The organism is Moheibacter sediminis (assembly GCF_900176425.1).
In the GTDB taxonomy this organism is placed as follows: domain Bacteria; phylum Bacteroidota; class Bacteroidia; order Flavobacteriales; family Weeksellaceae; genus Moheibacter; species Moheibacter sediminis.
The window spans coordinates 100309-125871 of the sequence record NZ_FWXS01000008.1; the positions used below are offsets into that span (position 1 = coordinate 100309).

The following is a 25563-nucleotide window of genomic DNA, read 5'->3' on the forward strand; positions in this document are numbered from 1 at the left end:
AAAACAATTAAATTATGAAATTAAATTTATCTTGTTTATCCATTGGTTTTTTGTTGGCATTTTCAGGGGTGGGGGCTCAACAGTCTCAACTAGAGAGTGCTGCAAAAAGATGGATAATACAGAATTCTAATGAATTGGGATTAAAATCTCATCATGACACGGATCTTAATTTTTCACGAAAAGGAAGTGCAGGCGAAACGCTTCGTTTTCAACAGATGATTCAGGGGGTTCCCGTTTTTCAATCAGAAATCGTAGTACACTTTAACAACAAAGGAGCAGTGACCTATACTTCAGAAAGTCTCCAGAAAGAAGCGGCTAATATTTCAGTAACACCTGCTTTATCTGCACAAACTGCTATGCAAACTGCAAAAACAGCTTTGAACTTACAAGGTCAAATCACAGATGAACAAAACAAACTTTACGTATTGCAAACAGAAAACAACGAAACCAAATTAGTTTATCGTGTGGTTTTAAGTTCTTTCGATACGCCAGGCAATTGGGAAGCGATGATCGATGCTCAAAACGGAAATGTAATCAGTATCAAAGACATTGCCATTTACTATCATGGAAAAGATGGGCACGACCATGGAAATCATAGACATGACCATGAGCCACCTATAAAATCAACTGTCAATACTGTGGCTACAGGAACAGGATATATTTTTAATCCGGATCCGCTTTCTCAAACGGGTTCAAATTATGGCGGACAGTATACTGACGGTAATGATGCTACAAATGCAAGTCTGGATGCAGCACGTACATTAGTAGATATTCCTGAATTGGAATTGGCAGGTGGAATGTATAAATTGAAAGGAACCTATGCTGAAATCAAAGAATTGGAAGCTCCAACTACCGGATTGTTTACACAAGCATCCAACGCATTTTTGTTTAACAGAAATGAGCAAGGCTTCGAAGCAGTAAATGCTTACTGGCATGTAGATAAAAGTATGCGTTACATCAACGAAACTTTGGGAATAGAGTGTTTGCCTATGACCAATGGAGGTGTTGTTTGGTTTGATCCACACGGATTAGGTGGAGATGACAACTCTTATTATACCAACGGAAGATTGGTTTTTGGAGAAGGAGGAGTAGACGATGCTGAAGATGCGGATGTCATTATACACGAGTTGGGGCATGGTATTCACGATTGGATGACCAATGGGAGCCTTTCTCAAGTGAACGGACTCAGCGAGGGTTCAGGAGATTACTGGGCACAGTCTTACAGCAGAGATTTGAACCAATGGGAAGAATCAGATCCACAATACCAATGGGTATTTAACTGGGATGGACACAATCCATTCTGGCAAGGCAGAACTACGGGTTACAATGCAACTTATCCGGGAGGTTTGACAGGACAAATTCATACAGACGGTCAAATCTGGGCGACTTCATTGATGAGAATTTGGGACAGAATCGGAAGAGAAAAAACGGATCGCGCCTTCCTGGAAGGATTAGCTTTGACGAATTCCAGCACCAATCAGCAAAATGCAGCACGAGCCGTAAGACAAGCCGCACTAGATATGGTTGGTCAATTTGGTTTTACCTGTGCGGACATCATTGTGATGACGGAAGAATTCACACAAACAGGATACAACATGCCGGCGTACGATTGTGAAGATATGGCTGTAAACGATTTGTTGAATGGGAAAATTGCATCCGTCTATCCCAACCCTGTTTCTGATAAATTAAACATTGTCATGGATTTCAAAAAACCTGAAACTGTAATCGTCATGGACATGACCGGAAGAAAAGTTTTGGAAACCCAAATCGGTTCAAACAAAAGTTTCATCAACGTAGGGAATTTATCAAAAGGAGTTTATGTTTTGTCAATCAAAGGAACTTCATTTACACATAAATTTGTAAAAGAATAGGTTTAAGTTTTAATTAATAATTAGGTAATCCGGATTAGAAATAGTCCGGATTTTTATTTAAACATTTAGAATTTCAAATCTAAACTCAGAATTCTAAAATCTCAAATTAATAACCGTATTTACCTTTCCACTTTTTCTTCAAAGCTTCTTTATCAGCTTGTTCACGTTGATTCATGCCAGGTTCGTAGAAAGTAGTTCCTTTAATTTCATCTGGTAAAAATTCTTGTTCGATGAAATTGTTCTCATACGAATGAGCGTATTTGTACTCTTTCCCATAATCCAAATCTTTCATCAATTTGGTGGGAGCATTACGCAAATGAAGCGGAACAGGCAAGTCTCCGGTTTGTCGGACGGTCTGTTGTGCTTTACCTATGGCCTCATAAGTTGCATTGCTTTTGGGAGAATTTGCCAGATAAACCGCACACTGACTCAAAATAATTCTCGCTTCCGGGTAACCAATTGTTGTGACTGCTTGAAATGCATTGTTAGCAATAACCAAAGCCGTTGGATTTGCATTTCCTATGTCTTCCGAAGCAGAGATTAATAATCTTCTTGCTATGAATTTCAAATCCTCGCCACCTTCCAGCATACGCGCCAGCCAATAGACCGCACCATTTGGATCTGAACCACGAATGGATTTGATGAAAGCAGAAATAATGTCGTAATGCATTTCTCCGCTTTTGTCGTATTTTGCTAAATTTTGCTGAATATTTTTGGTAACAATTTCATTGGTAAGAACGATTTTTTCTTCAGAAATACTATTTATGACAAGCTCTAAACCGTTGAGTAATTTCCTTGCATCACCTCCTGAAAAACGAATCAAAGAATCGGTTTCCTCAATAGTTATATTTTTTTTGTTTAAATATTCATCTTTGGAAACAGCACGACTGATCAAATCATCTAAATCTTCTTTTGATAAAGAATTCAATGTATAAACCTGACAACGCGAAAGCAAAGCAGGAACGACTTCAAAACTTGGATTTTCAGTAGTGGCACCCATCAAGGTAATCCAGCCTTTTTCGACTGCGCCCAATAAACTGTCTTGTTGGGATTTATTGAACCGATGGATTTCGTCGATGAATAAAATAGGGGAGTTGCCTCCGGAAAAAAGGTTTTGATTTTTTGCTTTTTCAATTATTTCCCGAACTTCTTTCACCCCTGAACTAATGGCGCTTAATTCATAGAAATTTCTTTTTGATAATTCAGAAATCATCTGAGCTAAAGTAGTTTTCCCCGTTCCGGGCGGTCCCCAAAAAATCATGGAAGCAATATGCCCTGTTTTCAACATAATACGAATTGGCGAATTTTCCCCAATCAAATGTTTTTGATTGATGAATTCATCCAGAGATTTGGGGCGCATTCTTTCAGCTAATGGCTGCATTTTTTTATTCCTTTCAACAAATTTATGAAATTCCAATCTGAAATTTATTTAAATAACTTTCCAATAACATTTCCGATTTGCACAAAATCTCCATGATTTCCTACTGAGCGAACTTCTGTATTGTTGTTTGATTCACCCTGATATGGATAAATTAAAAGATAATTTTTTTCTTTGAATAATGTGTTCAAAATGCCAGGAACACGACTCATTTGTGGCAGGTAAGAATTCATTCCCCGTTTTGCCATGAAAACAATTAATCCTTCATTTTCGCCGACTGTGCTAGCAATTTCTTCTGTTTCCGCCCATGAATTGATGATTTTGAATTTAGCTTCAATATTTACTTTCTTCAGAATTCTTTTTAAAATTGAAGTTGTTTTTTCAGTAGCATAAAAAGTCATTTGTGCGCCTGAATTCCTGGCAATGTTCCAAACTTTCAGCAAAGCATGGAAAAATCCCGGTTCTGTATGCGCGTTGGCAGGAATGAGAACGATTTGTGTTTTGATGGTAGAAATCGGCTGTGCAGCATGGTAAACCAAAACATTTGTATTTTTATTTTGTAAATAGCCATTGTAAAGATTGAAACTGAATGAAGAAGAAAATCCCTTTCCGTTTTCTACACCGATAATCAAATCCGTGATTTTTTTCTCTTTCAGAACATTATTTACCCCATTTAAAACATCATTGTCATAACGAGTCAACGGAGTGATGTTTACATCGGCAGCCGCTGCTTTTTGAACGGTATCGTGTGCAATTTTTTCTGCATTTTTCACTGAAGATTCATTCTTTTCCTCATTAATTACATTTAATGAAAAAATATTTTCTGTATTTGATTTTGACTTTATAATTACCGAAAGATTAACCATGAAATCTACCGTATCAATATGATTGATGGCCAAAAGCAAGTTTTCATTTTCTTCTGTTTTTCCTGCAACCATATCTTCATTTTCAGATTCAGCAATTTTTTGTGCATTTGACATAGAGACAAATGAAGAAACAGTACAGGAAATGAGTATCATCAAAATACTTCCGTTCAGCACATGTTCATTCAATAAACGAACTGGTTCACCGGCTTCTGTTTCTGAAATGATGATATTGTAACCAACCATCACCGCAGCAAGTGTAGCAGCAGCAGAAGCAGAGCTGAGTCCAAAAATCAATTTACCTTCTTCTTTTGTAAAACGAAATGTTTTTTGAGTCAGAATTGCAGCCAAATATTTTGCAAGAATTGAAGTCCCTGTCATCAAACCAGCTACAGCAATGGTTTCCCAACTTTTAAAAAATACTTTGAAATCAATCAGCATACCGACACTTATCAAAAAGAAAGGGATGAAAATCGCATTTCCAACAAATTCAACACGGTTCATCAAAGAGGATGTATGCGGAATCAATCTGTTTAATGCAAGTCCGGCGAGGAAAGCTCCAATAATGGCTTCAATTCCGGCAATTTCAGCTAATACCGCTGCCAAATAAATCATTACCAATACAAAAATATACTGCGAAATCTTGTCGTCAACTTTCTTGAAAAACCATCTTCCGATAATTGGAAAAACTAGTAAAACAACCAATCCAAACGCCAATATGGATAAGGACATTTTGATCCAGAATTCTTTCCCAACTTCACCCTGTGCCATTCCAACACAGCCCGCGAGGACGAGTAATGCTAGAATATCGGTTATCATAGTCCCACCGACGGTTACATTTACTGCACGGTTTTTCGCAACTCCTAATTTACTGACAAGGGGATAAGCAATCAATGTATGTGAGGAAAATAAACTTGCGAATAGGAAAGAAGTTAATTGAGAAAATCCTAATAAATAATATGCTCCAATGTAACCTAATAATAACGGAATGATAAATGTATAAAGTCCGAAAGTCAAACTTTTCCATTTATTTTTTTTGAAATCCCCCATGTCAATTTCGAGTCCCGCAAGGAACATGATGTAGAGTAATCCGGTAGTTCCGGTAACAACGATGCTGCTGTCACGCGCCAGTACGTTGAATCCGTTTGGTCCGATTACTGCACCTGCAATGATGAGCCCCAATAAGTGAGGGACTTTTATTTTGTTTAATAACAAGGGTGCGAATAAAATGATTATCAGTACGAGCAGAAACTTCAAAACAGGATCTGCGATGGGTAACGATAAATCGTGAATGCTCAGAAACAACATAAATATTTGTATTGGTTAGGCTTTATTTTTTAGGATTGGGACGAGTGAGTTCGACATTGAAGACGGCGGAACACTTATTGTCAACGGAAATATTTCTTTTTCCGGTGAGCTTATCAGATTTTATATTGTCTAAATTGATGTTCATCACAACTTGTTTGTCTGCAAGCGAATCTGTTTTAAACTTAAGTTGAATTCCTGCTGGGGAAAACTTAGCAGCATAAGTTCGGACAATCTCATTTTTATTGTTCAAAACACGCGTAATTAAGCCTGTTGAGTCTTGAGCAAATTCCCAATTGTCGACACGTTGGTCACCTATCACATAATCGTTGCAATTTGATTCGGTACAAATAACTTTACTACTCCAAATGCCCGAAATACTGTCGGGCCAGCTGAAGTATACGGTTGAATCCTGAACTGTTTTGAGGCTGTCGCGCATTTTGATAAGAGATAAATAATCGGCTTCTTTTTCAGCAAACTGTGATTCTTTTTGGGCGATTGCTTTTTCACGTTGGATCAATTCTTCTTCTCGTTTTGTATCGCCACAGCTGGTTAGTGATATTAAACCAACGACAATTAAACAACTAAGATACTTTGTCATGAAAATGTTTTTGATTGAATTAATTTAGATTTTCAATTTACAAAAATAGGGGTAATTAAACTTTACAAAAGGTGTTAAAATAAAAAACCCCGCATTTTGCGGGGCTTAATTAAATTCTAAAACCTGGGATTAGTTAACGTCCCAGAATACTTTAGTAGTTAAATTGTCTCCGCCAATCGCTGTTGAGGCAGCTGTCCAGTTAGTACCATTTACAGTTTGTTCAGGAATAGGATAAGTTAATCTAGTAGGTATCTTTCCTTGAGCTGCAGGGACTGCATTAGGTGCTGTAAGCAAGGGATAGTCTAGCCTTCTAAAGAAATTCCATGATTCAAAGCCTCTATTATACATCGCAATCCATGCTTGCGTTCCTATTTTTTCTTTCCAATCTCCTGTAGCGGTAGAGTATGCAACATTTGGTTGCGTTAGATAAGTAGAAATATTAACAGTAGGTACCCCCCATTGTTCCATAGAAGCTGTGATTGCAGCATTATAATAATTCTCCTCTGAACCTCCTACAGAATATCCTCTTGCAGCAGCCTCCGCTAAATAGAAATTTACTTCTGAAGCGTCAAACAAGAAAGAATGAAAGTCAGGAGCAATTAGCATATCTCCAACATGTGAAAGTTCAGTCCATGTATTTAATGTACCTAAAACTCCTCCGATATATTCTCCATCTACTGCTGTGAAGTATGAGGATATTCTAGGGTCTTCCAGCATATTTAAATGGTCAATGAGAGTTTCTTCTCCAACATAGTCATTTCTTCCACTTGCTATGACGTTTGCATAAATCTGATTGTAATTTGGTGCAGCTGAAGGATATTTAAATATAGCATTATTAGAATTTGAGAGTATGACTCCTGCAGCGTATGCAGATTCAACGGTTGATTTTGCCAATGAAGAATTGGTGTCTGCTAAGTTAATTCCTAATTTCAGTTTTAAAGAATTGGCAAAAATGTTCCATTTACCAACATCGCCATTCAATAAATTATCCCCAGATGTGAAAGAACCATAATTTACATCAAGCATAGCTATGTCATCATTTAAGCGATCAATAAGCATAGGATAGATTTCTGAATCATTATCATAGGCAGGAAGAACATTTGTAGGATCTAGAGCTTCACTATAAGGAATATCGCCAAATGAATCTACCAATATTTGATAAGTATATACCTGAAGAATATCTATAATAGCAATTTTATTTGCTTGTTGTTTATTAAATTGTTCTTCTGTAATAGTACTTGGTTTTGTTTCTAGTCCAACATTTTGTTTTGCTGTCTCTAAATTACCCAAAACGTTTGTATATAAATTTAACCAATGATTGTCAGGGACTCTTCTTGTTCCTGTGAAGTTGAATCTGGCATCTCCTGGATAATCCGTAGTTGCCCAATATTTCTGAAAGAAACGAAACACATTCAAATTGACACTTGGTGTGGTCATTTGATCTGCGAGACTTTTTTGAGCATATGCTAATAAAGTTTCCGGAGGAACATCATATGGGCGATCCCTATTATCATTAAAATCATCGGAATCATTTACACATCCTGCCATAAAAAGGAATGACAAGGCTGTTATGGCGAAAATTATTTTTTTCATTTGTAATTAATTAAAAATTTAACTTAACGTTGAATGAGAAAACTCTAGTTGTAGGCATTACACCTGCTTGGTATCCTTGAATATTCCCAGAAGATGTACCGGCTTCAGGGTCTGCGAAAGGTACATTTTTATGGATTATCCATAAATTGTTACCTATTGCACTTAGTGTAGCCCCTTTTACAAAAGTATTTTGCAAAAGTCTCTCAGGAATTGTGTAAGAAATACTTGCCTCTCTTAGTTTTACGTAAGATGCATCATAAATGAATTCTTTTTGAGGATAATTGATATATCTGTTTTCAGCAATGGAAAAATCAGTTAAAATATCATTTTGTATATATCCAGTAACATTACCTTCACTATCAAATACCTCTTTTACGCCTGGTAATATAACCCCGCCTCCTTGATCCAAAGGATTTCTAATTGGATTTCCAAGGTGGTTAAGACCTACTGTATTTGGATATAATCCCGTATACTGACCATACGCTTGATCAAGTGAGAATAAATCTCCTCCTTGTTTAATGTCAATTAAGAATCCTACCGATAGGTTTTTATATCTAATTTTATTGTAAATACCTCCTACCCAATCTGCTTGGATGTCACCAAGTACTTTATTGCTTTCAATTAAATAGAAACCATCTTCTCCTACAATTCTGTTTCCATTTTCATCATATGCGAAATCAGTACCTCTAATGGTTCCAAAAGCTTCGCCAACGGTAGCATTAAGGCTTGTTTGTTGAAAAGTAGCTAACTGAAGATTATCTCTGCCTTCATTTAAAGAAACAACTTTGTTCTGGTTTTTAGACCAGTTTACATTAATATTCCATTCAAAATTTTCACTTCTAAATGGAATTAATCCCAATGTTACTTCTATACCTTTGTTTTCAGTTTCACCTGCATTTACGTATGAGAAACTGTATCCAGTCGATTGTGATTGAGGTACGGCAAATAATTGGTCTGTTGTATTCATTTGGTAAACAGAAACGTCAAATGATACCCTTCGTTTCAAAAATGCCATTTCTATACCTGCTTCCCAACTTTTTTGTTTTTCTGGTTTTAATTTATTAAAGTCTACAAAAGTGGCACTATTGTCTGCCATAGGATCAGTGCCAAGAAGACCTCTGTTTATTTTAAATCCTAATCTTCCAGCAGCAGGGTCATTTCCTACTTCCGCATAGCTTGCTCTTAATTTAGCAAAATTTAACCACTCTGCTTTTATGAGTTCAGATAATACAAAACTCGTTCCGACAGAAAAGTAAGCATAATCATTGTTTGCTACTGGTAGCGCGGTAGATTCGTCTCTCCTTACAGACCCTTCTAGAAATAATGTGTTTGCAAAATCAAATGATGCCTGCGCATAAATCCCTGATTTTTCATAAAGAATTTCATCTTCTTCCGGTGCAATAATAACAGTTGAATTTGCTAAAGTATACATGCCTGGAATAACAAGCCCTCCTGCTGTTGAAGCTTCAAATTCATCAGAATTGGATTTGGTAAAGGTACCACCGGCTAAGAAGTTAGCTCCAAACTTATCACTAATATCCCATTTGTAGGTAGCGATTAAATCATAAGTTTGTTGTAGGTAATTACGTGTGTATAACCAGTATCCAGAGGTTTCGGTAGCATTAACTGCAGCGGTTAGTCCAAATAATTCTGCATGGCTTCCTACGGCTTTTCGTTGTTCTTGTCTATCTGTAGAGTAATCAATCGTTACGCGGCCTAAAACATTTAAATTAGGTGTGACATCGTAACTTAGTGCTGCACCGGTTAATACTCTTGTTCTCTCGTCGGTATTATAGTTTTCATACACATCCCAATAAGGATTATTCCAATAAGCAGGGCGCATATCTCCATCAATAGGGTTGACAGGATTCCAGGTAACATTTTGACGATCTCTGAAATATTCATTTCTTAATTCCAAGACGTCAACATTAATTGGCCACCATTGTCTAAATCCTGTCATAACGTTGTCGTTATATCCCAGTTTATTTCTACCCATAGTGCTTTGATCTGTAAAAGTCATAAATGCACTAACGTTGAGTTTATCGGAAAAATCTCTAGAATAGTTACCATTTATAATATTTCTATTAAGTTTACTGTTAGGTAAGATTCCAGTTTCATGATTATTAGTGAAAGTTAAGTTAAAACTACTTACATCATCACCTCCATTTAAATTTAAACTATTTACATAAGAGTAGGAATTATTGAAAAATTCTAGAGGTCCATTTTTTGCAGGCATCCATGGAGTTGCCATCCCAAAATTTGGGTTTCCTGCAGCAAAGGCATTCCATTGGTAAACCATTAAGTTAGGGTCAAAAGCTACTCCGTAAGAGGCGTCAGCACCATAAGGGGCAAGAATGTCATCAATACCATCTCCATTTATATCACCTGATCCAAAACTATTGATGCCATCATAACCCGCCCCATATTGTTTTTGGTATTTGGGAAAAGTCTCTTTGTCAATCATTCCAACTGATACGGTTGAGTTTAATGAAATACCCAAAGCTTGGTTTCGTTTACCTTTTTTCGTAGTAATCATTATAGCTCCATTAGCTGCCTGGCTACCATAGAGAGCTGTGGCAGCAGCTCCTTTTAATACATTGACTGACTCTATGTTGTTAGGGTCTATGTCCGATGCTGAGTTACCAAAGTCGATACCAACTCTTCCGTTGGCTGCATCAGCACTATTTAAATTTGCATTATTTATGGGAACCCCATCTACAACAATTAGTGCTTGATTATTTCCTGTGATACTCTTTATTCCACGTAGAACAATATTCGTGGAGCCTCCAAAATTGGAATTCGCCTTAACTTCTAGACCTGCAACTTTACCAGATAAATTATTAAGAAAGTTGTTGGTAGGTGAAGAGTTAACTTGTTCTGCATTTAATTGTTGTGAAGAATACCCCAGAGACTTCTTCTCTCTCGTAATCCCCAAAGCAGTTACTACCGCACCTTCCAATTCAATCGTTCCCGACTCTCTTAATGTTGCATTGTACGAATTGCTCGCGCCTACAACTACTGTAACTATCTCCGATCCCATAGATTCGATGGTAAGAACCTCGCCTACGTTTGTTTGGATAGAATAGTTTCCGTCTGTGTCCGTGAATACCTCTTTTCCTGACGATGATTTTACACTCACGTCGGGTAGGGAGAATCCATTAGCATCAGTTACAGTACCTGTAACTGTTTTTTCCTGTGCAAAGAGAATTCCTCCGAGAAGGATTCCGCAGAACACAAGTAAACCTCTTAACTTTGTACTCATTTGTTAAAGAATTTAATGTTTTATAGAACGAATTTAACAATTATTTAATGAAAGAATGTTAAAAATCATATTTTAAATTAAAAATAGTAAAATGGAAAAGCAGTTTATAATTGATGCGATTGAAGCGGGATGTGATGAAGCGGGAAGAGGTTGTCTGGCAGGTCCTGTATTTGCTGCTGCAGTAATTTTAGGAAATAATTTTGAAAATCAATTGATTAATGATTCAAAGCAATTGTCTGAAAAAAACAGAAACCAATTAAAATCATTCATCGAACAAAATGCTTTGACATTTTCCGTGGCTTATGTAGAGCCGAAAAAAATCGATGAAATCAATATTTTAAATGCAAGCATCCTCGCGATGCAATTGGCATTGGATGGTTTAAAAGTAATTCCTGAAAATATTATCGTGGATGGCAACCGATTTAAACCTTATAAAGAAATCCCTTACCAATGCATGATTAAAGGAGATGCAAGATTTTTAAACATTGCTGCGGCATCTATTTTGGCAAAAACGTATCGCGATGAATACATGGAAAACTTGCATTTAGAATTTCCACAATACAATTGGAAAAAAAATAAAGGTTATCCCACAATTGAACACCGGAAAGGCATTTCAGAATTCGGATCCACCATTCATCACAGAATGTCATTTCGGCTTTTACCTACGCAATTGAGTTTGGATATTTAGTCTTAATTACAAAACCCGAACCACTTCAGGAACCAAAATTTCATAATTTCCTTTGTTTTTGATGACATCTCTTACTATGCTAGAGCTGATGTAAGATTTTCCCGAAGAAGTTAACAAGAAAATCGTTTCTATGTCTTTTTTGGTAATGGCATGATTGGTATGCGCAATGGCCTTTTCAAATTCAAAATCCGCCGGATTTCTCAATCCTCTCAAGATGAATTGAGCATTTCTTTTTTTACAATAATCCACCGTCAAACCTTCATAAGTATCAACTTCAACGGTCGGATAATCTTTAAGTGAGTCCTCAATCCATCTTTTTCTTTGTTCCAGCGAAAACATGTAATTTTTCTGCGCATTTTGTCCGATGGCAACAATGATTTTGTCAAACAAAGGAACCGCGCGCTGGATGATGTCGTGATGACCTAAAGTAATCGGGTCAAACGACCCAGGAAAAACTGCTATACGTTCCATAAAGTTTTTCTGTTTAGTGCCAATTCAATTTCGCTGTCAAATAAATCCTGTAAAGCAATTCCGGCGTGACTTGCCTGCTGCGGAAATATGCTCGCAGGAGAAAATCCCGGTAAAGTATTCATCTCCAGAAAGTGTGGAATTCCATCGACGATGATATATTCTGAACGCGAAATTCCGGTCATCTGCAAACTGTCATAAGCACGAATAGAAATTTCTTCCACTTTTCGGGTTGTTTTATCATCAATTCTTGCCGGTGTGATTTCTTCCGATGCACCTTGATATTTGGCCTCATAATCGAAAAATTCATTGTGGCTCACAATTTCTGTGATACCGACAACTTTGGTTTCTCCATTCAATTTAAGTACACCGACAGAAACTTCGGTTCCATCTAAAAAGGATTCTATCAAAACTTCCTTATCTTCTTTAAATGCCTTTTGTAAAGCAGTATCAAACTCATCCTTAGATTTCACCTTGGAAATTCCCAAACTCGAACCTGATTGATTCGGTTTTACAAAACAAGGCAAACCCACCTTTTCTGCAATTTCATCTATATTATAAGGGAAATTTTCATGGATGTAAACAGATTTCGCATGTGGAATTCCATATTTTTCTAAAACCGCGATGCAGTCTTTTTTATTAAATGTCAAAGCCGATTGGTAAAAATTACAACCGGTATAAGGTATTCCGATCAACTGCCAAAAAGCCTGCATATAACCATCTTCGCCGGGCGTTCCGTGAATGATGTTTACTACACAGTCAAACAATTTTTTTTCTCCGTTTTTTGTAAAACTGAAATCTTCTTTATCAATAGGGAATTTCTCTCCGTCAATTTCAGCGTACCAGCCTTCTTTCAAAACTCTGACTCTCGTACGATTGTATTTTTCAGGGTTTAAACTCGCATAAACCAACTCACAACTTTTCAGAGAAACCACATACTCGTCAGAGTATCCACCCGCTACCACAGCAACATTTAGCATAAATGATGAAATATTTAATCAAAGATAAGATTAATTGTAAAAAGCAAAACAATAAATTTCATTTATCAAAATTTATAATTCTATTTGGGCGTCCGTGCGGGCTTTCCATTACAACTCCTCGTTCGTCGTTCCTCCTCACTGCGGGGTTTTCATTGCAATCCCTGACGCAGATTTGAATTAATTGAAATTTTCTGAGTTTAGATAAAAATTTCAATTCCAAAACGAGACTAAAATAGAACTTTAAACGTTAAACCTTAAACATTCAACAAATTCATTTTATATTTGTGGAGAATTTATCAAAATAAATGAGATTCTTAAAAGCATTCACTAAATGGCAGTTTTGGGCAAGTCTTGTGTTGATGGCAGCCCTTGTTTATGGGTTGTATCATTTCACATTCAGAGTGTGGTTGGGTGCTTATACCAATCACAATCAAGAGATTGCAATTCCTGATTTGTCTAAAATGAAAATTCAGGAAGCCCTGAAAAACCTAGATGAATTAGGATTGACTTACGAAATTGACAGTGTGAAATATGATTCCACAAAGTCTTCATACGCAATCCTGGACTTTTATCCTGCTGCAGGATTTAAAGTAAAAGAAGGAAGAAGAATTTTCATAAAATCAAATCCAAAAACCTGGCGCCCCGTTGCATTACCGGATATCATCGGAAAGTCTAAACGCCTTGCATTTACCCAATTGAAATTAGCGGGATTGGTAGTAGGTGATACGATTTATGAGCCAGATATTGCCAAAGATGCAGTATTGAGGGTCTTATTTCAAGGAAAACAAATTTCAAAAGATACAGAATTACCTCGCTTCGCGAAAGTTGACATAGTTTTAGGGAAAGGATTGGAATATGGTGTGAGTACCCCGAATTTAGTGGGAATGATGCTTGATCAGGCAAAATCTTCAATCCTTGCAAATCGTTTTGAAGTGGGTAGGATTTCTGTTCAGGGAGCAGTTACTGATAGTTCTAAATTGAGGATTTTTTATCAATATCCGATTCAGGGAGATAATTATGACCAAGGCTTGCCGGTAGATTTGTGGGCTTCCGAACTGGAACCGGCAGATTTGCAAGCTTTCGTAAAAGATTTAGACAGACAATATCGTAATTACAGCGAAAACGATTCCATTTCTGCTGCTAAATATGCGGAAGAGCTGAACCGTGCCGGAACAAAACAAAACACCGCGCCTGTAAAGGATCAGTCAGTTCCAGATCCCTCGAAGCAGCCAGCGAAACAGCCGGAAGGCATCACTATCGAATAAATTATTATGCATTCAGATTCTGAAGACTTACAGCCTGAAAAGGAATTGTTTGAACAATATTCTTTCCAAGCCCACAAAGGGCAGGAGCCATTGCGTGTAGATAAATTTCTCATGAATTTCATGGAAAATGCCACACGAAATAAAATTCAAAAAGCAGCAGACAACGGTCATATTCTGGTCAATGGAATTCCTGTAAAATCTAATTACAAAGTAAAACCGGGCGACGAAGTGAAAGTTGTGTTGGAAGAAGCTCCGCGCGTGATTGACATCCTTGCAGAAAATATTCCCATCAATATCGTTTACGAAGATGAATCGGTTGCAGTTATTAACAAAGAACCCGGAATGGTGGTGCATCCCGGACATGGAAATTATAAAGGAACCTTGGTTAACGCACTGAAATACCATTTCGATAATTTACCTTCCATGTCAGTCGAGTTAGACAGACCAGGATTGGTACACAGAATCGACAAAGATACCAGTGGACTTTTGGTCATTGCAAAATCTGAACAAGCCATGCAAAGCCTTTCTAAACAATTCAAAGACAGAAGTACAGACCGTCTTTACGATGCTTTGGTTTGGGGAAATTTAGAGGAAGAAAACGGAACAATTGAAGGTCATATCGGTCGCCATCTCAAGGATCGCATGCAAATGGCAGTTTTTCCGGAAGGAGATTTAGGTAAACATGCTGTTACACATTTTAAAACTTTAGAGAAATTTCTTTACGTTACTTTGGTGGAATGCAAATTGGAAACCGGTCGTACGCACCAAATCCGTGCACATTTCAAATACATAGGTCATCCGCTTTTCAACGATGACAGGTATGGCGGAAATGAAATTTTGAAAGGGACTACTTTTACCAAATACAAACAATTCGTTGAGAATTGTTTCAAAATATGTCCGCGTCAGGCATTGCATGCCAAGACATTAGGGTTTGATCATCCTCTGACCGGAGAAAGATTATTTTTTGAAGCACCTATGCCCGAAGATTTTGTGAATTTGGTGGAGAAGTGGAGAAATTACTCTCAGCATTCCGCGAAGGAAATGTAATTAAAAAAATTATAAATATAAATTTTGAGATTTCAAGTGTAAACTATAGATTTGCTCCTCATAAAATTATTGGTAAAACAATTTTTTTATTATTAAAACAACAACTTAACCAAACCTTAACCTTATATGAGATATATTTCCATAATATCCCTCATGTTTTCTAGTGTCGTTTTCCCGCAAGTTGGGATAGGATTAGAAAATTTCAAGCCGGAAACTTCGTTGCATATTGTTGGAGATCAAGTCAATTCCCCTTTAGGGTTACGCGGAATTACTACTACCCTTAGTGATACAGATGTTTATTTGATACACGATACAGATGATAAAGTGTATAAAATGAATAGGCTGGATGGAGTTGCTTTTGTAATACCTACCGTTTTTAATACAAATGGTATTGAACTAACAACTGCAATGAATACCGGCAATGTCACTTATAATTTGGGTGTAGAAACACCTGCAAGTGTAAACAAATGGCATTTGATTCCAGGAATGACTTCAACCTTCGAGATGTTGCAAGACACAAATATTTTGAATATTTCAATTGAAGGGTTGAGTCAATATGGCGTTACTGGTGCTTTTGTGAATTTAGGTACAAACATTTATTATACTGTTGGGATATTCATAGATGGCATTTTGACAGACGCGAGAATATTGACATTCAGAGGAAATGGGCAATCCAATTTAGTCGATAAATGGAATGTAAGTTCGCATGTGAAAAATCTCTCTAAAGGAACTCATACAATTCAAGTGTATGTTTCAAGAAGGAACGGTTCATCCACATCAAGTCAAGATGAAAGATCAATTATGGTAGGTACTTCTTCTGTAGGTGTGTCTAATAATAATGATTTTATGAGTAGAATTGTATTAAACTGTTTTGGTAGATATGGGAATTAGTATTTTTAAATCAATAGCGAGTTTATTATTAATAGGAAGTTTTTTTATTAATTTAAATGCTCAAGTAGGGATTAACCTGGGAAATCCTGAAAGTATGTTGGATATACAAGGGAATTCATCCGTTCCTCCGCTTAAAATTCAAAATTTAACTCCTAAAAGTGTTTCTCAGCCAATTATGTTGTTAGTCGATGAAGACGATAATATAGTAAGTTCTATCAAGAGATATTATCCTATTGTTTATGCGTCAGTAACTTCTTTGACAGGATTAAATTTACCTTATACAGCTAACAATACATTATATGAATTGAATAATCCAACAACAGGATTTACAATAGTCAATGATCTGACAACCAATATTGTGATTGATAATCAAAGAGGTGACAACAATGTGATTAATATAGATTTATCAGGAGTGGCTCAGTTTGATTCAAATACAGCGATTGCAACTAATGTATATTTTGATTATGAAATAGGAATATTTGTAAATAATCAATTAAAAGAAATCAGGCGTTTTTCCTTAGCAGGTGATGGATATGCAGGCTCATTTATTCCTTTTGGATTAAAAGGAGTAGTTGGCGATCTGGCAGACGGGAATTATGAAATTAAGGTTGGATTCTTATCCAAATCTAGTAATGCTGCAATACCTTTATCGATAGGCAAAGCATCCACAGCCTTTTTAAGTAATTACTTAAAAAATGATATAGTAAGCCTGAGACTTCATGTTTACGGTGTATATTTTTAGATTAACCAACTTAAAAAAGAAACATCATGAAATTAAATACATTATTAATATTTATTTTTTTATTCAATTTAACTTTAGGACAAGTTAAGATAACGTCTGGAGCCTCGACGATCTCTAATGCACAACTTGAAGTGGTAGGAGATAATCTACAATCACCTGTAAAATTAGAAAATGTTTTAATGGGGAGAGGGAACTACATTTCAGTTAATTCGAGTGGGGAAATAATCAAAACAAATCACAGGCATTTATCTTCATTTATAATGCCGACAATTGTATCATCAGCACCTCTAACTGTGAACGACTATACAGGATTCGGACTTTATCATTACGATGATATCTATGATGCAAGTAAATGGCATTTGATTCCTGGCTTAAATTCTTCGATTGATATTGAGTTTGATAATAATATAATTGATATAGATATCGAAGGTACAGTGCAAATGGGTTCTATTGATTTCGATACAGGAGAGTATATTTCCTATGGAATAGGAATATTTGTGAATGATCATCTTGTTGCTGCAAGGGTATTCAACCTGAGAGGAACTGCCAACAATAATGAATCAATGAAATGGGAGGTACATGGGCAGGTAGAAAATCTCGCCATTGGATCAAATGATGTAAAGGTGGCTATAAATAAACGAGGTCGCTCAGGAACTTTTACTGGAGATTTTGTAGTTGCAGGTTCTTCGACAGCACCGAGCACAACTCCCAATTTAAATAGCTTTCAGTCCAAGGCTTATCTGCAGGTAAAAGGAAATTATTAATTTATAGTTAATATAACCAGGTGTGAATGATATTAATTGATGATTAAAGCCTTCTTCATTCTAATGCTCTCAATTGCATAAATTCTCAAACTTTTCGTATCTTCGCAAACCTTTAATTTTTAAGGGTGTAAGAAAGATTTATGAGCAAGAATTTTAAAGAATACAAACAGTTAGATTTAGTAAAATTAGCAGAAGAAGTTTTAACCGATTGGAACCGAAATCAAGTTTTTGAAAAAAGTGTTTCCTCTCGCGAAGGACAGCAGAATTATGTTTTTTACGAAGGACCGCCTTCCGCAAACGGTTTGCCGGGAATTCACCACGTGATGGCGCGTGCAATCAAAGATATTTTTTGCCGTTACCATACATTGAAAGGAGAGCAGGTTCACCGAAAAGCAGGTTGGGATACGCATGGTTTACCGATCGAATTGGGTGTTGAAAAGGAACTCGGAATTACCAAAGAAGACATCGGAAAGAAAATTTCTGTTGAAGATTATAACAAAGCTTGTCGTGAAGCGGTAATGCGCTATACCGATATCTGGAATGACTTGACTCAGAAAATGGGTTATTGGGTCGATTTGAAAGATCCGTACATCACTTACGAACCTAAATACATGGAGTCGGTTTGGTGGCTGCTGAAACAGATTTACAACAAAGACTTGCTTTACAAAGGTTACACTATCCAGCCATATTCGCCCAAAGCCGGAACTGGTCTTTCTTCCCATGAATTGAACCAGCCGGGAACTTACCGAGATGTGACCGATACAACTGTTGTTGCTCAATTCAAAGCTGATAAAAATTCTTCGGATTTCTTAAAAGGAATTGAGGGTGATGTTTATTTCTTGGCTTGGACAACCACGCCCTGGACTTTGCCATCGAACACCGCTTTGACTGTAGGTTCGAAAATCGAGTATGTTTTGGTGGAGACATTTAACCAATACACATTCCGTCCGCAGAAAGTCATTTTGGGGAAACCATTGTTGAATTCTGTTTTCGGGAAAAATTATTTTGAATCAAATGAACCTTCTGATTTTGAAAACTTCAAAGAAGGTGACAAGAAATTCCCTTACCAGATCATCGAAACTTTCAAAGGCTCTGATTTGGTTGGAATTAAATACGAGCAATTATTGCCTTGGGTTTTGCCGTTTGAGGATGCGGACAAAGCATTCCGTGTAATTGACGGAGATTTCGTTACGACAGAAGACGGAACCGGAATTGTACACACCGCTCCGACTTTTGGTGCAGACGATGCGAAAGTAGCGAAAGAACACGGTGTGCCGCCAATGCTCGTTTTGGATGAAAACAGAAATCCTGTTCCATTGGTGGATTTGCAAGGTAAATTCGTAGCACAATTGCCGGAAGGTTTCGGTGGTAAATATGTGAAAAATGAATATTACGACGAAGGAACTGCACCTGAACGTTCAGTAGATGTTGAAATTTCAATCAAACTGAAAGAAGAAAACAAAGCTTTCAAAGTAGAAAAATACAAGCACAATTATCCGCATTGCTGGAGAACTGACAAGCCGATTTTATATTATCCGCTTGACTCGTGGTTCATTAAAGTAACTTCCGTTCGTGAACGCATGGCTGAATTGAACAAATCCATCAATTGGAAGCCAAAAGCAACCGGAGAAGGACGTTTTGGAAACTGGTTGGAAAATGCAAATGACTGGAATTTATCACGTTCCCGTTATTGGGGAATTCCTTTACCTATCTGGCGTACAGAAGATAAATCGGAAGAAATTATCATCGGTTCGGTTGAAGAATTGATGAAGGAAATTCAAAAATCCATTAATTCAGGATTGATGAAACAAAATCCATTCGAAGGATTTGAAATCGGGAATATGTCTGAAGAAAATTATGCGAAAATCGATTTACACAAAAACATCGTGGACGAAATTATTTTTACTTCGAATTCAGGCAAACCGATGAAACGCGAAAGCGATTTGATTGACGTATGGTTTGATTCGGGAGCGATGCCGTATGCGCAGTTCCATTATCCTTTTGAAAACAAAGACTGGATTGATTCCGGTTCAAAATATCCTGCAGATTTTATCGCCGAAGGCGTTGATCAGACACGCGGTTGGTTCTATACTTTGCACGCTATCGGAACTTTAGTTTTTGACAGTGTTGCTTACAAAAATGTAGTTTCCAACGGATTGGTTTTGGACAAAAACGGACAGAAAATGTCGAAACGTTTAGGGAATGCGGTGGACCCGTTTGAAACGCTTTCAGTTTACGGTCCTGATGCGACACGTTGGTACATGATTGCCAATGCACAGCCTTGGGAAAATTTGAAATTTGACATCGCAGGTGTCGACGAAGTTCGTAGAAAATTCTTCGGAACACTTTACAATACGTATTCATTCTTTGCACTTTATGCAAATGTGGATGGATTTAAATATGAAGAGGCTGAAATTCCGGTTGAGGAAAGAAGCGAACTCGACAGATGGATTTTGTCTGAATTAAATTCACTCATCAAAAAAGTAGATGAATTTTATGCAGATTACGAACCAACACGTGCTGCGAGAGCAATTCAGGAATTTGTAATCGACAATTTAAGCAACTGGCATGTACGCTTAAGCAGAAGACGTTTCTGGAAGGGAGATTATTCAAAAGATAAAATTTCAGCCTACCAAACGCTTTATACTGTTTTGGAAAATGTTGCAATTTTATCAGCGCCGATCGCGCCATTTTTCTCAGACAGATTGTATAAAGATTTGAATGAAGCAACGGGTAAAAATGAAGTTGAATCTGTACACTTGGCATATTTTCCAAAAGCGGATGAAACTTTGATTGATTCAGAATTGGAGGTTCGAACACAATTGGCGCAAGCTGCTACCAGCATGATTTTATCTTTGAGAAAAGGCTCGGATATGCGTGTGCGTCAGCCTTTGCAAAAAGTGATTATTCCTGTTTTGGATGAAACGATGAAACAACGCTTGGAATCAGTTTCTGAATTATTAAAACAAGAAGTAAATGTGAAAGAAATTCAATTGTTGACAAATGAAGAAGCTTCGCATTTATTGGTGAAAAGTATCAAGCCCAATTTCAAAACATTGGGTCCGAAACATGGTCAGGACATGAAAGCAATTTCTGCCGCGACTGTGAAATTGATCAATGATGACATTGTGAAATTGGAATCAGAAGGAAAAATTTTATTAAATTTAGACAATAAAACTGTTGAATTAGAATTGGAAGATTTTGAAATTTCAGCCAAAGACATTCCTGGTTGGACGGTAACTTCCAATGGAAATCTTACAGTTGCTCTGGATATACAGCTTACAGACGAACTTCGCTCGGAAGGTGTGGCACGGGAATTGGTAAATAGAATCCAGAATTTACGAAAAGAGAACGGATTAGAAGTTACAGATAAAATCCGTTTAATTTTAAAAAATGATGACAAAATAGAAACATCGGTAATACAAAATAAAGATTATATTTGCTCGGAAACGCTGGCTGCAGAATTGCTGTTGCAATCTGAAATAGAAGGCGGAACGAAAATAGAGATAGACGATTTGATAACTGAAATTTCGATTTCAAAAATTTAAACTACTATGACCACAGACGAAAAAACAAGATATGCTGATGCTGAATTAGAGGAATTCCGTCAGATTATACAGGAAAAATTACAAAAAGCTGAGCGCGATTATGAATTGATCAAAGAATCTTTCATGAACGGTTTAGACAACGGAACTGACGATACCTCACCAACTTTCAAAGCTTTTGAAGAAGGTTCTGAAACTATGAGTAAAGAACAAAATGCACAGTTGGCATCACGTCAGGAAAAGTTCATCCGCGATTTGAAAAACGCTTTGATCCGTATCGAAAACAAAACTTACGGTATCTGTCGTGTGACCGGAAAATTGATTAATAAAGACAGATTGAAATTGGTTCCGCACGCGACTTTGAGTATCGAAGCAAAAAACATGCAACGCTAAAAAAAAGTTTTGAAGAAAGTAGGAATTATTGTTTTGCTGGTCTTGATTATAGACCAGCTTTCTAAGTTTTATATCAAAACCAATTTTCATTACGGAGAAGCTGTCGAGGTTTTTAATTGGTTTCAATTGAAATTCGTAGAAAATCCTGGAATGGCTTATGGTGCTGAATTTGGGGGACTTGTGGGAAAACTTGTTTTGTCAGTACTTCGTTTATTTTTGATCGTGGGAATTTGTTGGTACATCTGGAAAAATGTAGCGAAACACAACAATAATTATTTCAAAATTGGAATGGCGTTGGTGCTTGCAGGGGCAATGGGCAACCAGATTGATGGATTGTTTTACGGAATGATTTTCGACACAGGACCCGTTTGGAACCCCGAACATGGGATGTGGGAAAGTTATACAGGTGTTTCCACAGCAGACTTCAAAGGTTATTCCGGATTTTTAAAAGGAGCAGTTGTGGACATGCTTTATTTTCCATTATTTGAAATGACTTGGCCTGAATGGATTCCTGGAATCGGCGGTAAGAATTTTGAGTTTTTCTCCTATATTTTCAACGTAGCAGACGCTTCCATTACGGTTGGCGGTGCGACAATTTTATTGCTCAGAAAGAAAGTTTTTGCTTAATTCATCCATTTCAGTTTTCAAATGAAATTTAAGTTCTCTATTGTGTTTTTTTTAATTTTGTTTCAATCCATTTTTGCACAAAATTATACGCCAATTGATACTGCCGATGAAAATTCGAGAAAAGAATTGGTGAACAAGTACAATCCTGTTTTTGAAAATTTTAATTCTATTTTAAAAAACCAATATACAGGAAAACAAAGAAATCAGATGCTCAATATTTTTATTGAAATTCAAGAAGATTTTGTAGAGGAAATAGAACAAGGTTATTTTACTTTTGATGAGCAGTTTCAAAAAATGGCCGATGGAATTTTGAATGAATTGAAATCTAAAAACCCTGAAATTTCTGATGAATTAAAAATTTTGGTATCCAAGCATGGAACGGTAAACGGATATTGCATGGCAGATGGTACACTAGTGATCAACATGGGAACTTTTAAATTCTTGGAAAATGAAGACCAGATAGCAGGAATTGTTGCTCACGAAATTGCCCACAAAACACTTAATCATGTTACGAAATCTGTTCAAAGACATGTTTCATCTAATATTTCTGAAACCAATCAAGGGAAGATTAATTCTATCAAAAAGAAAAAAATAGGAAAAAATGAGGAGGCATTTCAGCTCATGCGGTCAATGATGTATGAAGAAGGAAGCCTGCGCAGAAAACAGGAAATTGAAGCCGACTCTCTGGGATATATGTATTTTTCAAAAACCAAGTACGACAAATATCAATTCGTAGAAGCATTTAAATTGCTGCAACGTTACGATACTTTGAAACCTGCCGGAGTCGAAGTCAATACATATAAAAAGTACTTTGATTTTCCTGCTCAACAATTCAAAGAAGATTGGATGAAAATGGAAGATTTTTCTGCTTATGATTATGAAAAATACGTAGAAAAAATAAATAAGGATTCTATTTCTTCACACCCGGAAGTGATTGAGAGGATTGATTTTATGGAAAGAAAAAATCCGGAACTGCAAACGTATTCAGAATCAATTACCGCCAATTCTAATTTTCTGGAATTGCAATACATTGCAGAAATGGAAGAAGTGCCCAATCTGTATTTTTTGAAACAATATGGCCTGGCCATTTATTTTTCACTTTATTATTTACAACAAGGTAAAGACGAGGGTTTTTACAAATATTGGTTGGGTAAAAGTTTTGAAAAAATCCATGAAGCCAGACGTGTTTACAAAGTCAACCGATATTTAGATACCGTTTCACCCAAAGACCAATCAGAAAGTTATATGCAGTTTTTGAATTTCATGTGGAATTTAAACTTAAACGAAATCAAAAATATTGCAGATTTTTATTCCCAATCGCAAGCTGTCAATAGTTAAGTTTCTCTAGCCTTATTTGATTTAAGTTTGACTTCTCATTAAATTCTTGTAACATTATGTAACCTTCTTTTGCCGGAATCGGGCGGATGAAAAAATCTTCTGAAGACATCGGTATGGTTTCTTCTTTGAACTCCCCATTGATGATAGTGTTGATGCCTAAAATCCAATTTTTATCTCTTGTCTCGTCATCTTTTTTGTGGTCTCTGAAAAAGAAAACAACCCCCTGATCGTCTTTTATGTACTGATGAAACAAATAATCATTTTTAAACCATTTGCTTTTGTCTTTCTGGATGGTATAATTCGCCTTGAATTTTCCATCCTTGTCAAAATTAAACAGTACAAAATCCAAAGATTTGGTAGAAGTATAATTTGAATTTACACCTTTGAATTTCTCAGCGAGATAAGAAAAAGAACCATCTTTCAAAATGTAAATTTTCATAGGCGAGAGATAATATCCTTTTTCCACCACACCATATTTGTTTGCTTCAAGATTGGAAGCAATTTCAGACCAAGGATAATATTTTTTTGAAATTTCCTTTCCGGTTTTATCGAGTGTAATGGTGTAAACTCCCAAGTTTTTCTGCCAATTGAAATCTTCTTTGGAATAAGGACTGTAATTTCCTACGATGTAAATCTTGTCTCCGAAATAACGAAGGTTTACAGTGTGGCTGTAAGCCGAATTTTTATCTTCAAATGGATATTCAAAAATTTGAGTGCCATTTGTCACGTCAATTCCCACCAAATTAAATTTATCGATGTATTTGCTATTGGAAAAATAACTCAATCCACCGATTATTAAACCTTCATTGATGTTGATTACATTGAAGCTTTTCCAGTCTTTTTTTACGCCATCCACATTGTATGAATAAGTCCATTTCAAATTCTGGTCAGCACCATAAACTTTTAAATCTTTTTCCAGATAATTTTTCCCTTTTTTGTTGTTTTCGGTTACAAAAAATCCATTCAGATTTTGATAATTAATAGCATAAGCGAGTGAAAATGACTCTGCGCCTTTGTAATTTTCTTTGAGTTCATCTACATTTTTGATGCTCAATTCTTTGAAGCTGTCATTTTCGTACATAAACTCTTTGGAAACAGATTTATCTTTCAAGGAGATAATTCTATTGTAAGTCAACAATGTTTCGGTTTTGCGTTTCAGAAATTTGGAAACCAAAATCCCATCACCCATATAAGTACAGTCAAAAAACAAATTTTTTATTCCGTCATAATGTTTTTCGGTATAAGTTCCATTGGCAGCTTTGTTGAGGTTTTTGTCAAGCAAAACATATTCGAATTGCGTATTTTCCGTATCAATTTTCCCTTGATCAAAAAAATAAATGTATCCGTACAAGTCTCCATTACTGTTAGAAAGTATGCTGCTGTATACAATATCGCCTTCAGCAATATTTTCAAGGTCCTGAATCTGAGCAGTTAAGTAATTTATAAAAAATAAAAACGAAGCAATGATAGAAAGACTTCTCATAAAATAAATTAAGTTTTAAAGGCTCCAAATATAACAATTATGAGATTTTGTAAGAACTAAATTATACAATTATCTTTGCGCAAATTTTCTTCATGAACGAGGCCTTGTTAAAAAAATGGTTTAAAATATTCTGCATAGCAGAATTCATCAGTTGTTTCTTGCTTTTTTGCGTAGCGATGCCGCTGAAATATGGATATGACAACACAGCAATTATGTTTCCGGTTGGAATGTTTCACGGTGTAGCTTTTATGGGATACGTTGTGTTGGCATTATTGGTGCAGAAATATTATAAATGGGACTTGGAAGAATTGATTTTTGTGATGATTTTCGCATTCATCCCATTCATGACGCTTTTGGTTCACAGAAAAGTTGAAAAATTCGAAAAGGAAAACCCTCAATAAATCTGCTATAATTTTGTAATTAATCAAAGTTGTCAGATTTGTAAGTGGTCCAATATTG

Annotated in this window: 20 protein-coding genes; 12 read left to right on the forward strand and 8 right to left on the reverse strand. The window is 36.3% G+C overall.

Annotation, left to right across the window (positions count from 1 at the left end; translation table 11 throughout):
- Positions 1–14: 14 nt before the first annotated feature.
- The gene (locus B8977_RS11965; protein ID WP_084017959.1) at positions 15–1871 is read left to right on the forward strand and encodes a T9SS type A sorting domain-containing protein; all 1857 of its coding nucleotides are present in this window, start codon (positions 15–17) and stop codon (positions 1869–1871) included.
- Between the two features lie 106 nt (positions 1872–1977).
- Here B8977_RS11965 and B8977_RS11970 read toward each other — a convergent pair whose 3' ends face one another.
- The 5 genes from B8977_RS11970 to B8977_RS11990 form a co-directional block, all read right to left on the reverse strand.
- A complete protein-coding gene (locus tag B8977_RS11970; protein WP_084017960.1) occupies positions 1978–3252 on the reverse strand; it encodes a replication-associated recombination protein A in 1275 nt (424 codons plus the stop codon).
- A 44-nt stretch (positions 3253–3296) separates the two neighbouring features.
- A complete protein-coding gene (locus tag B8977_RS11975) occupies positions 3297–5420 on the reverse strand; it encodes a cation:proton antiporter (RefSeq protein ID WP_084017961.1) in 2124 nt (707 codons plus the stop codon).
- 22 nt (positions 5421–5442) lie between these two features.
- On the reverse strand, positions 5443–6018 hold the full coding sequence (locus B8977_RS11980) for a hypothetical protein (RefSeq protein ID WP_084017962.1): 576 nt from the start codon (positions 6016–6018) through the stop codon (positions 5443–5445).
- Between the two features lie 129 nt (positions 6019–6147).
- Positions 6148–7611 (reverse strand): SusD/RagB family nutrient-binding outer membrane lipoprotein, encoded by a 1464-nt coding sequence (locus B8977_RS11985; protein WP_084017963.1) that lies wholly within the window; start codon positions 7609–7611, stop codon positions 6148–6150.
- A 10-nt stretch (positions 7612–7621) separates the two neighbouring features.
- Entirely contained in the window at positions 7622–10873 is a 3252-nt protein-coding gene (locus B8977_RS11990; RefSeq protein WP_084017964.1) for a SusC/RagA family TonB-linked outer membrane protein, read from the reverse strand.
- Between the two features lie 91 nt (positions 10874–10964).
- Here B8977_RS11990 and B8977_RS11995 point away from each other — a divergent pair, with 91 nt between their 5' ends.
- Positions 10965–11561 (forward strand): ribonuclease HII, encoded by a 597-nt coding sequence (locus B8977_RS11995; protein WP_084017965.1) that lies wholly within the window; start codon positions 10965–10967, stop codon positions 11559–11561.
- A gap of 6 nt (positions 11562–11567) precedes the next feature.
- Here B8977_RS11995 and coaD read toward each other — a convergent pair whose 3' ends face one another.
- The gene (gene coaD, locus B8977_RS12000; RefSeq protein ID WP_084017966.1) at positions 11568–12032 is read right to left on the reverse strand and encodes a pantetheine-phosphate adenylyltransferase; all 465 of its coding nucleotides are present in this window, start codon (positions 12030–12032) and stop codon (positions 11568–11570) included.
- Positions 12020–13009: a D-alanine--D-alanine ligase gene (locus B8977_RS12005; protein WP_084017967.1), complete on the reverse strand. Its 990-nt coding sequence runs from the start codon at positions 13007–13009 to the stop codon at positions 12020–12022. Before B8977_RS12005 ends, coaD begins: the two co-directional genes overlap by 13 nt.
- Before the next feature lie 305 nt (positions 13010–13314).
- On the opposite strand from B8977_RS12005, the gene B8977_RS12010 reads away from it, so the two are divergent.
- The 9 genes from B8977_RS12010 to B8977_RS12050 all read left to right on the forward strand — a co-directional run bounded on the left by B8977_RS12010 (position 13315) and on the right by B8977_RS12050 (position 23621).
- A complete protein-coding gene (locus B8977_RS12010; RefSeq protein WP_084017968.1) occupies positions 13315–14274 on the forward strand; it encodes a PASTA domain-containing protein in 960 nt (319 codons plus the stop codon).
- Positions 14275–14280: 6 nt separating this feature from the next.
- The gene (locus B8977_RS12015; protein ID WP_084017969.1) at positions 14281–15321 is read left to right on the forward strand and encodes an RluA family pseudouridine synthase; all 1041 of its coding nucleotides are present in this window, start codon (positions 14281–14283) and stop codon (positions 15319–15321) included.
- Between the two features lie 153 nt (positions 15322–15474).
- Positions 15475–16212: a hypothetical protein gene (locus B8977_RS12020; protein ID WP_084017970.1), complete on the forward strand. Its 738-nt coding sequence runs from the start codon at positions 15475–15477 to the stop codon at positions 16210–16212.
- A complete protein-coding gene (locus tag B8977_RS12025; protein ID WP_084017971.1) occupies positions 16202–16954 on the forward strand; it encodes a hypothetical protein in 753 nt (250 codons plus the stop codon). Before B8977_RS12020 ends, B8977_RS12025 begins: the two co-directional genes overlap by 11 nt.
- Positions 16955–17214: 260 nt before the next feature.
- Positions 17215–17718, forward strand: a complete 504-nt coding sequence (locus tag B8977_RS12030) for a hypothetical protein (RefSeq protein ID WP_143736496.1) — start codon at positions 17215–17217, stop codon at positions 17716–17718.
- Between the two features lie 140 nt (positions 17719–17858).
- Positions 17859–21266, forward strand: a complete 3408-nt coding sequence (gene ileS / locus B8977_RS12035) for an isoleucine--tRNA ligase (RefSeq protein ID WP_084017973.1) — start codon at positions 17859–17861, stop codon at positions 21264–21266.
- Positions 21267–21272: 6 nt separating this feature from the next.
- Entirely contained in the window at positions 21273–21656 is a 384-nt protein-coding gene (locus tag B8977_RS12040; RefSeq protein WP_084017974.1) for a TraR/DksA family transcriptional regulator, read from the forward strand.
- A gap of 9 nt (positions 21657–21665) precedes the next feature.
- Positions 21666–22283 (forward strand): lipoprotein signal peptidase, encoded by a 618-nt coding sequence (locus B8977_RS12045; protein WP_084017975.1) that lies wholly within the window; start codon positions 21666–21668, stop codon positions 22281–22283.
- 21 nt (positions 22284–22304) lie between these two features.
- Positions 22305–23621: a M48 family metalloprotease gene (locus B8977_RS12050; RefSeq protein WP_084017976.1), complete on the forward strand. Its 1317-nt coding sequence runs from the start codon at positions 22305–22307 to the stop codon at positions 23619–23621.
- Here B8977_RS12050 and B8977_RS12055 read toward each other — a convergent pair.
- On the reverse strand, positions 23611–25104 hold the full coding sequence (locus tag B8977_RS12055; protein WP_084017977.1) for a DUF6770 family protein: 1494 nt from the start codon (positions 25102–25104) through the stop codon (positions 23611–23613). The two genes, B8977_RS12050 and B8977_RS12055, sit on opposite strands and share 11 nt — an antisense overlap.
- Positions 25105–25196: 92 nt before the next feature.
- Here B8977_RS12055 and B8977_RS12060 point away from each other — a divergent pair, with 92 nt between their 5' ends.
- Positions 25197–25505 carry a DUF3817 domain-containing protein gene (locus B8977_RS12060; protein WP_084017978.1) on the forward strand — a complete coding sequence of 103 codons (309 nt, stop codon included), beginning with the start codon at positions 25197–25199 and terminating at the stop codon, positions 25503–25505.
- The last annotated feature ends 58 nt before the right edge of the window (positions 25506–25563 follow it).

Excerpts from the sequence above, each read along its gene's own strand:
- B8977_RS11965 (WP_084017959.1), top strand. The coding sequence starts at position 15 with ATGAAATTAAATTTATCTTGTTTATCCATTGGTTTTTTGTTGGCATTT.
- B8977_RS11970 (WP_084017960.1), bottom strand. The coding sequence starts at position 3,252 with ATGCAGCCATTAGCTGAAAGAATGCGCCCCAAATCTCTGGATGAATTC.
- B8977_RS11975 (WP_084017961.1), bottom strand. The coding sequence starts at position 5,420 with ATGTTGTTTCTGAGCATTCACGATTTATCGTTACCCATCGCAGATCCT.
- B8977_RS11980 (WP_084017962.1), bottom strand. The coding sequence starts at position 6,018 with ATGACAAAGTATCTTAGTTGTTTAATTGTCGTTGGTTTAATATCACTA.
- B8977_RS11985 (WP_084017963.1), bottom strand. The coding sequence starts at position 7,611 with ATGAAAAAAATAATTTTCGCCATAACAGCCTTGTCATTCCTTTTTATG.
- B8977_RS11990 (WP_084017964.1), bottom strand. The coding sequence starts at position 10,873 with ATGAGTACAAAGTTAAGAGGTTTACTTGTGTTCTGCGGAATCCTTCTC.
- B8977_RS11995 (WP_084017965.1), top strand. The coding sequence starts at position 10,965 with ATGGAAAAGCAGTTTATAATTGATGCGATTGAAGCGGGATGTGATGAA.
- coaD (WP_084017966.1), bottom strand. The coding sequence starts at position 12,032 with ATGGAACGTATAGCAGTTTTTCCTGGGTCGTTTGACCCGATTACTTTA.
- B8977_RS12005 (WP_084017967.1), bottom strand. The coding sequence starts at position 13,009 with ATGCTAAATGTTGCTGTGGTAGCGGGTGGATACTCTGACGAGTATGTG.
- B8977_RS12010 (WP_084017968.1), top strand. The coding sequence starts at position 13,315 with ATGAGATTCTTAAAAGCATTCACTAAATGGCAGTTTTGGGCAAGTCTT.
- B8977_RS12015 (WP_084017969.1), top strand. The coding sequence starts at position 14,281 with ATGCATTCAGATTCTGAAGACTTACAGCCTGAAAAGGAATTGTTTGAA.
- B8977_RS12020 (WP_084017970.1), top strand. The coding sequence starts at position 15,475 with ATGTTTTCTAGTGTCGTTTTCCCGCAAGTTGGGATAGGATTAGAAAAT.
- B8977_RS12025 (WP_084017971.1), top strand. The coding sequence starts at position 16,202 with ATGGGAATTAGTATTTTTAAATCAATAGCGAGTTTATTATTAATAGGA.
- B8977_RS12030 (WP_143736496.1), top strand. The coding sequence starts at position 17,215 with ATGCCGACAATTGTATCATCAGCACCTCTAACTGTGAACGACTATACA.
- ileS (WP_084017973.1), top strand. The coding sequence starts at position 17,859 with ATGAGCAAGAATTTTAAAGAATACAAACAGTTAGATTTAGTAAAATTA.
- B8977_RS12040 (WP_084017974.1), top strand. The coding sequence starts at position 21,273 with ATGACCACAGACGAAAAAACAAGATATGCTGATGCTGAATTAGAGGAA.
- B8977_RS12050 (WP_084017976.1), top strand. The coding sequence starts at position 22,305 with ATGAAATTTAAGTTCTCTATTGTGTTTTTTTTAATTTTGTTTCAATCC.
- B8977_RS12055 (WP_084017977.1), bottom strand. The coding sequence starts at position 25,104 with ATGAGAAGTCTTTCTATCATTGCTTCGTTTTTATTTTTTATAAATTAC.
- B8977_RS12060 (WP_084017978.1), top strand. The coding sequence starts at position 25,197 with ATGAACGAGGCCTTGTTAAAAAAATGGTTTAAAATATTCTGCATAGCA.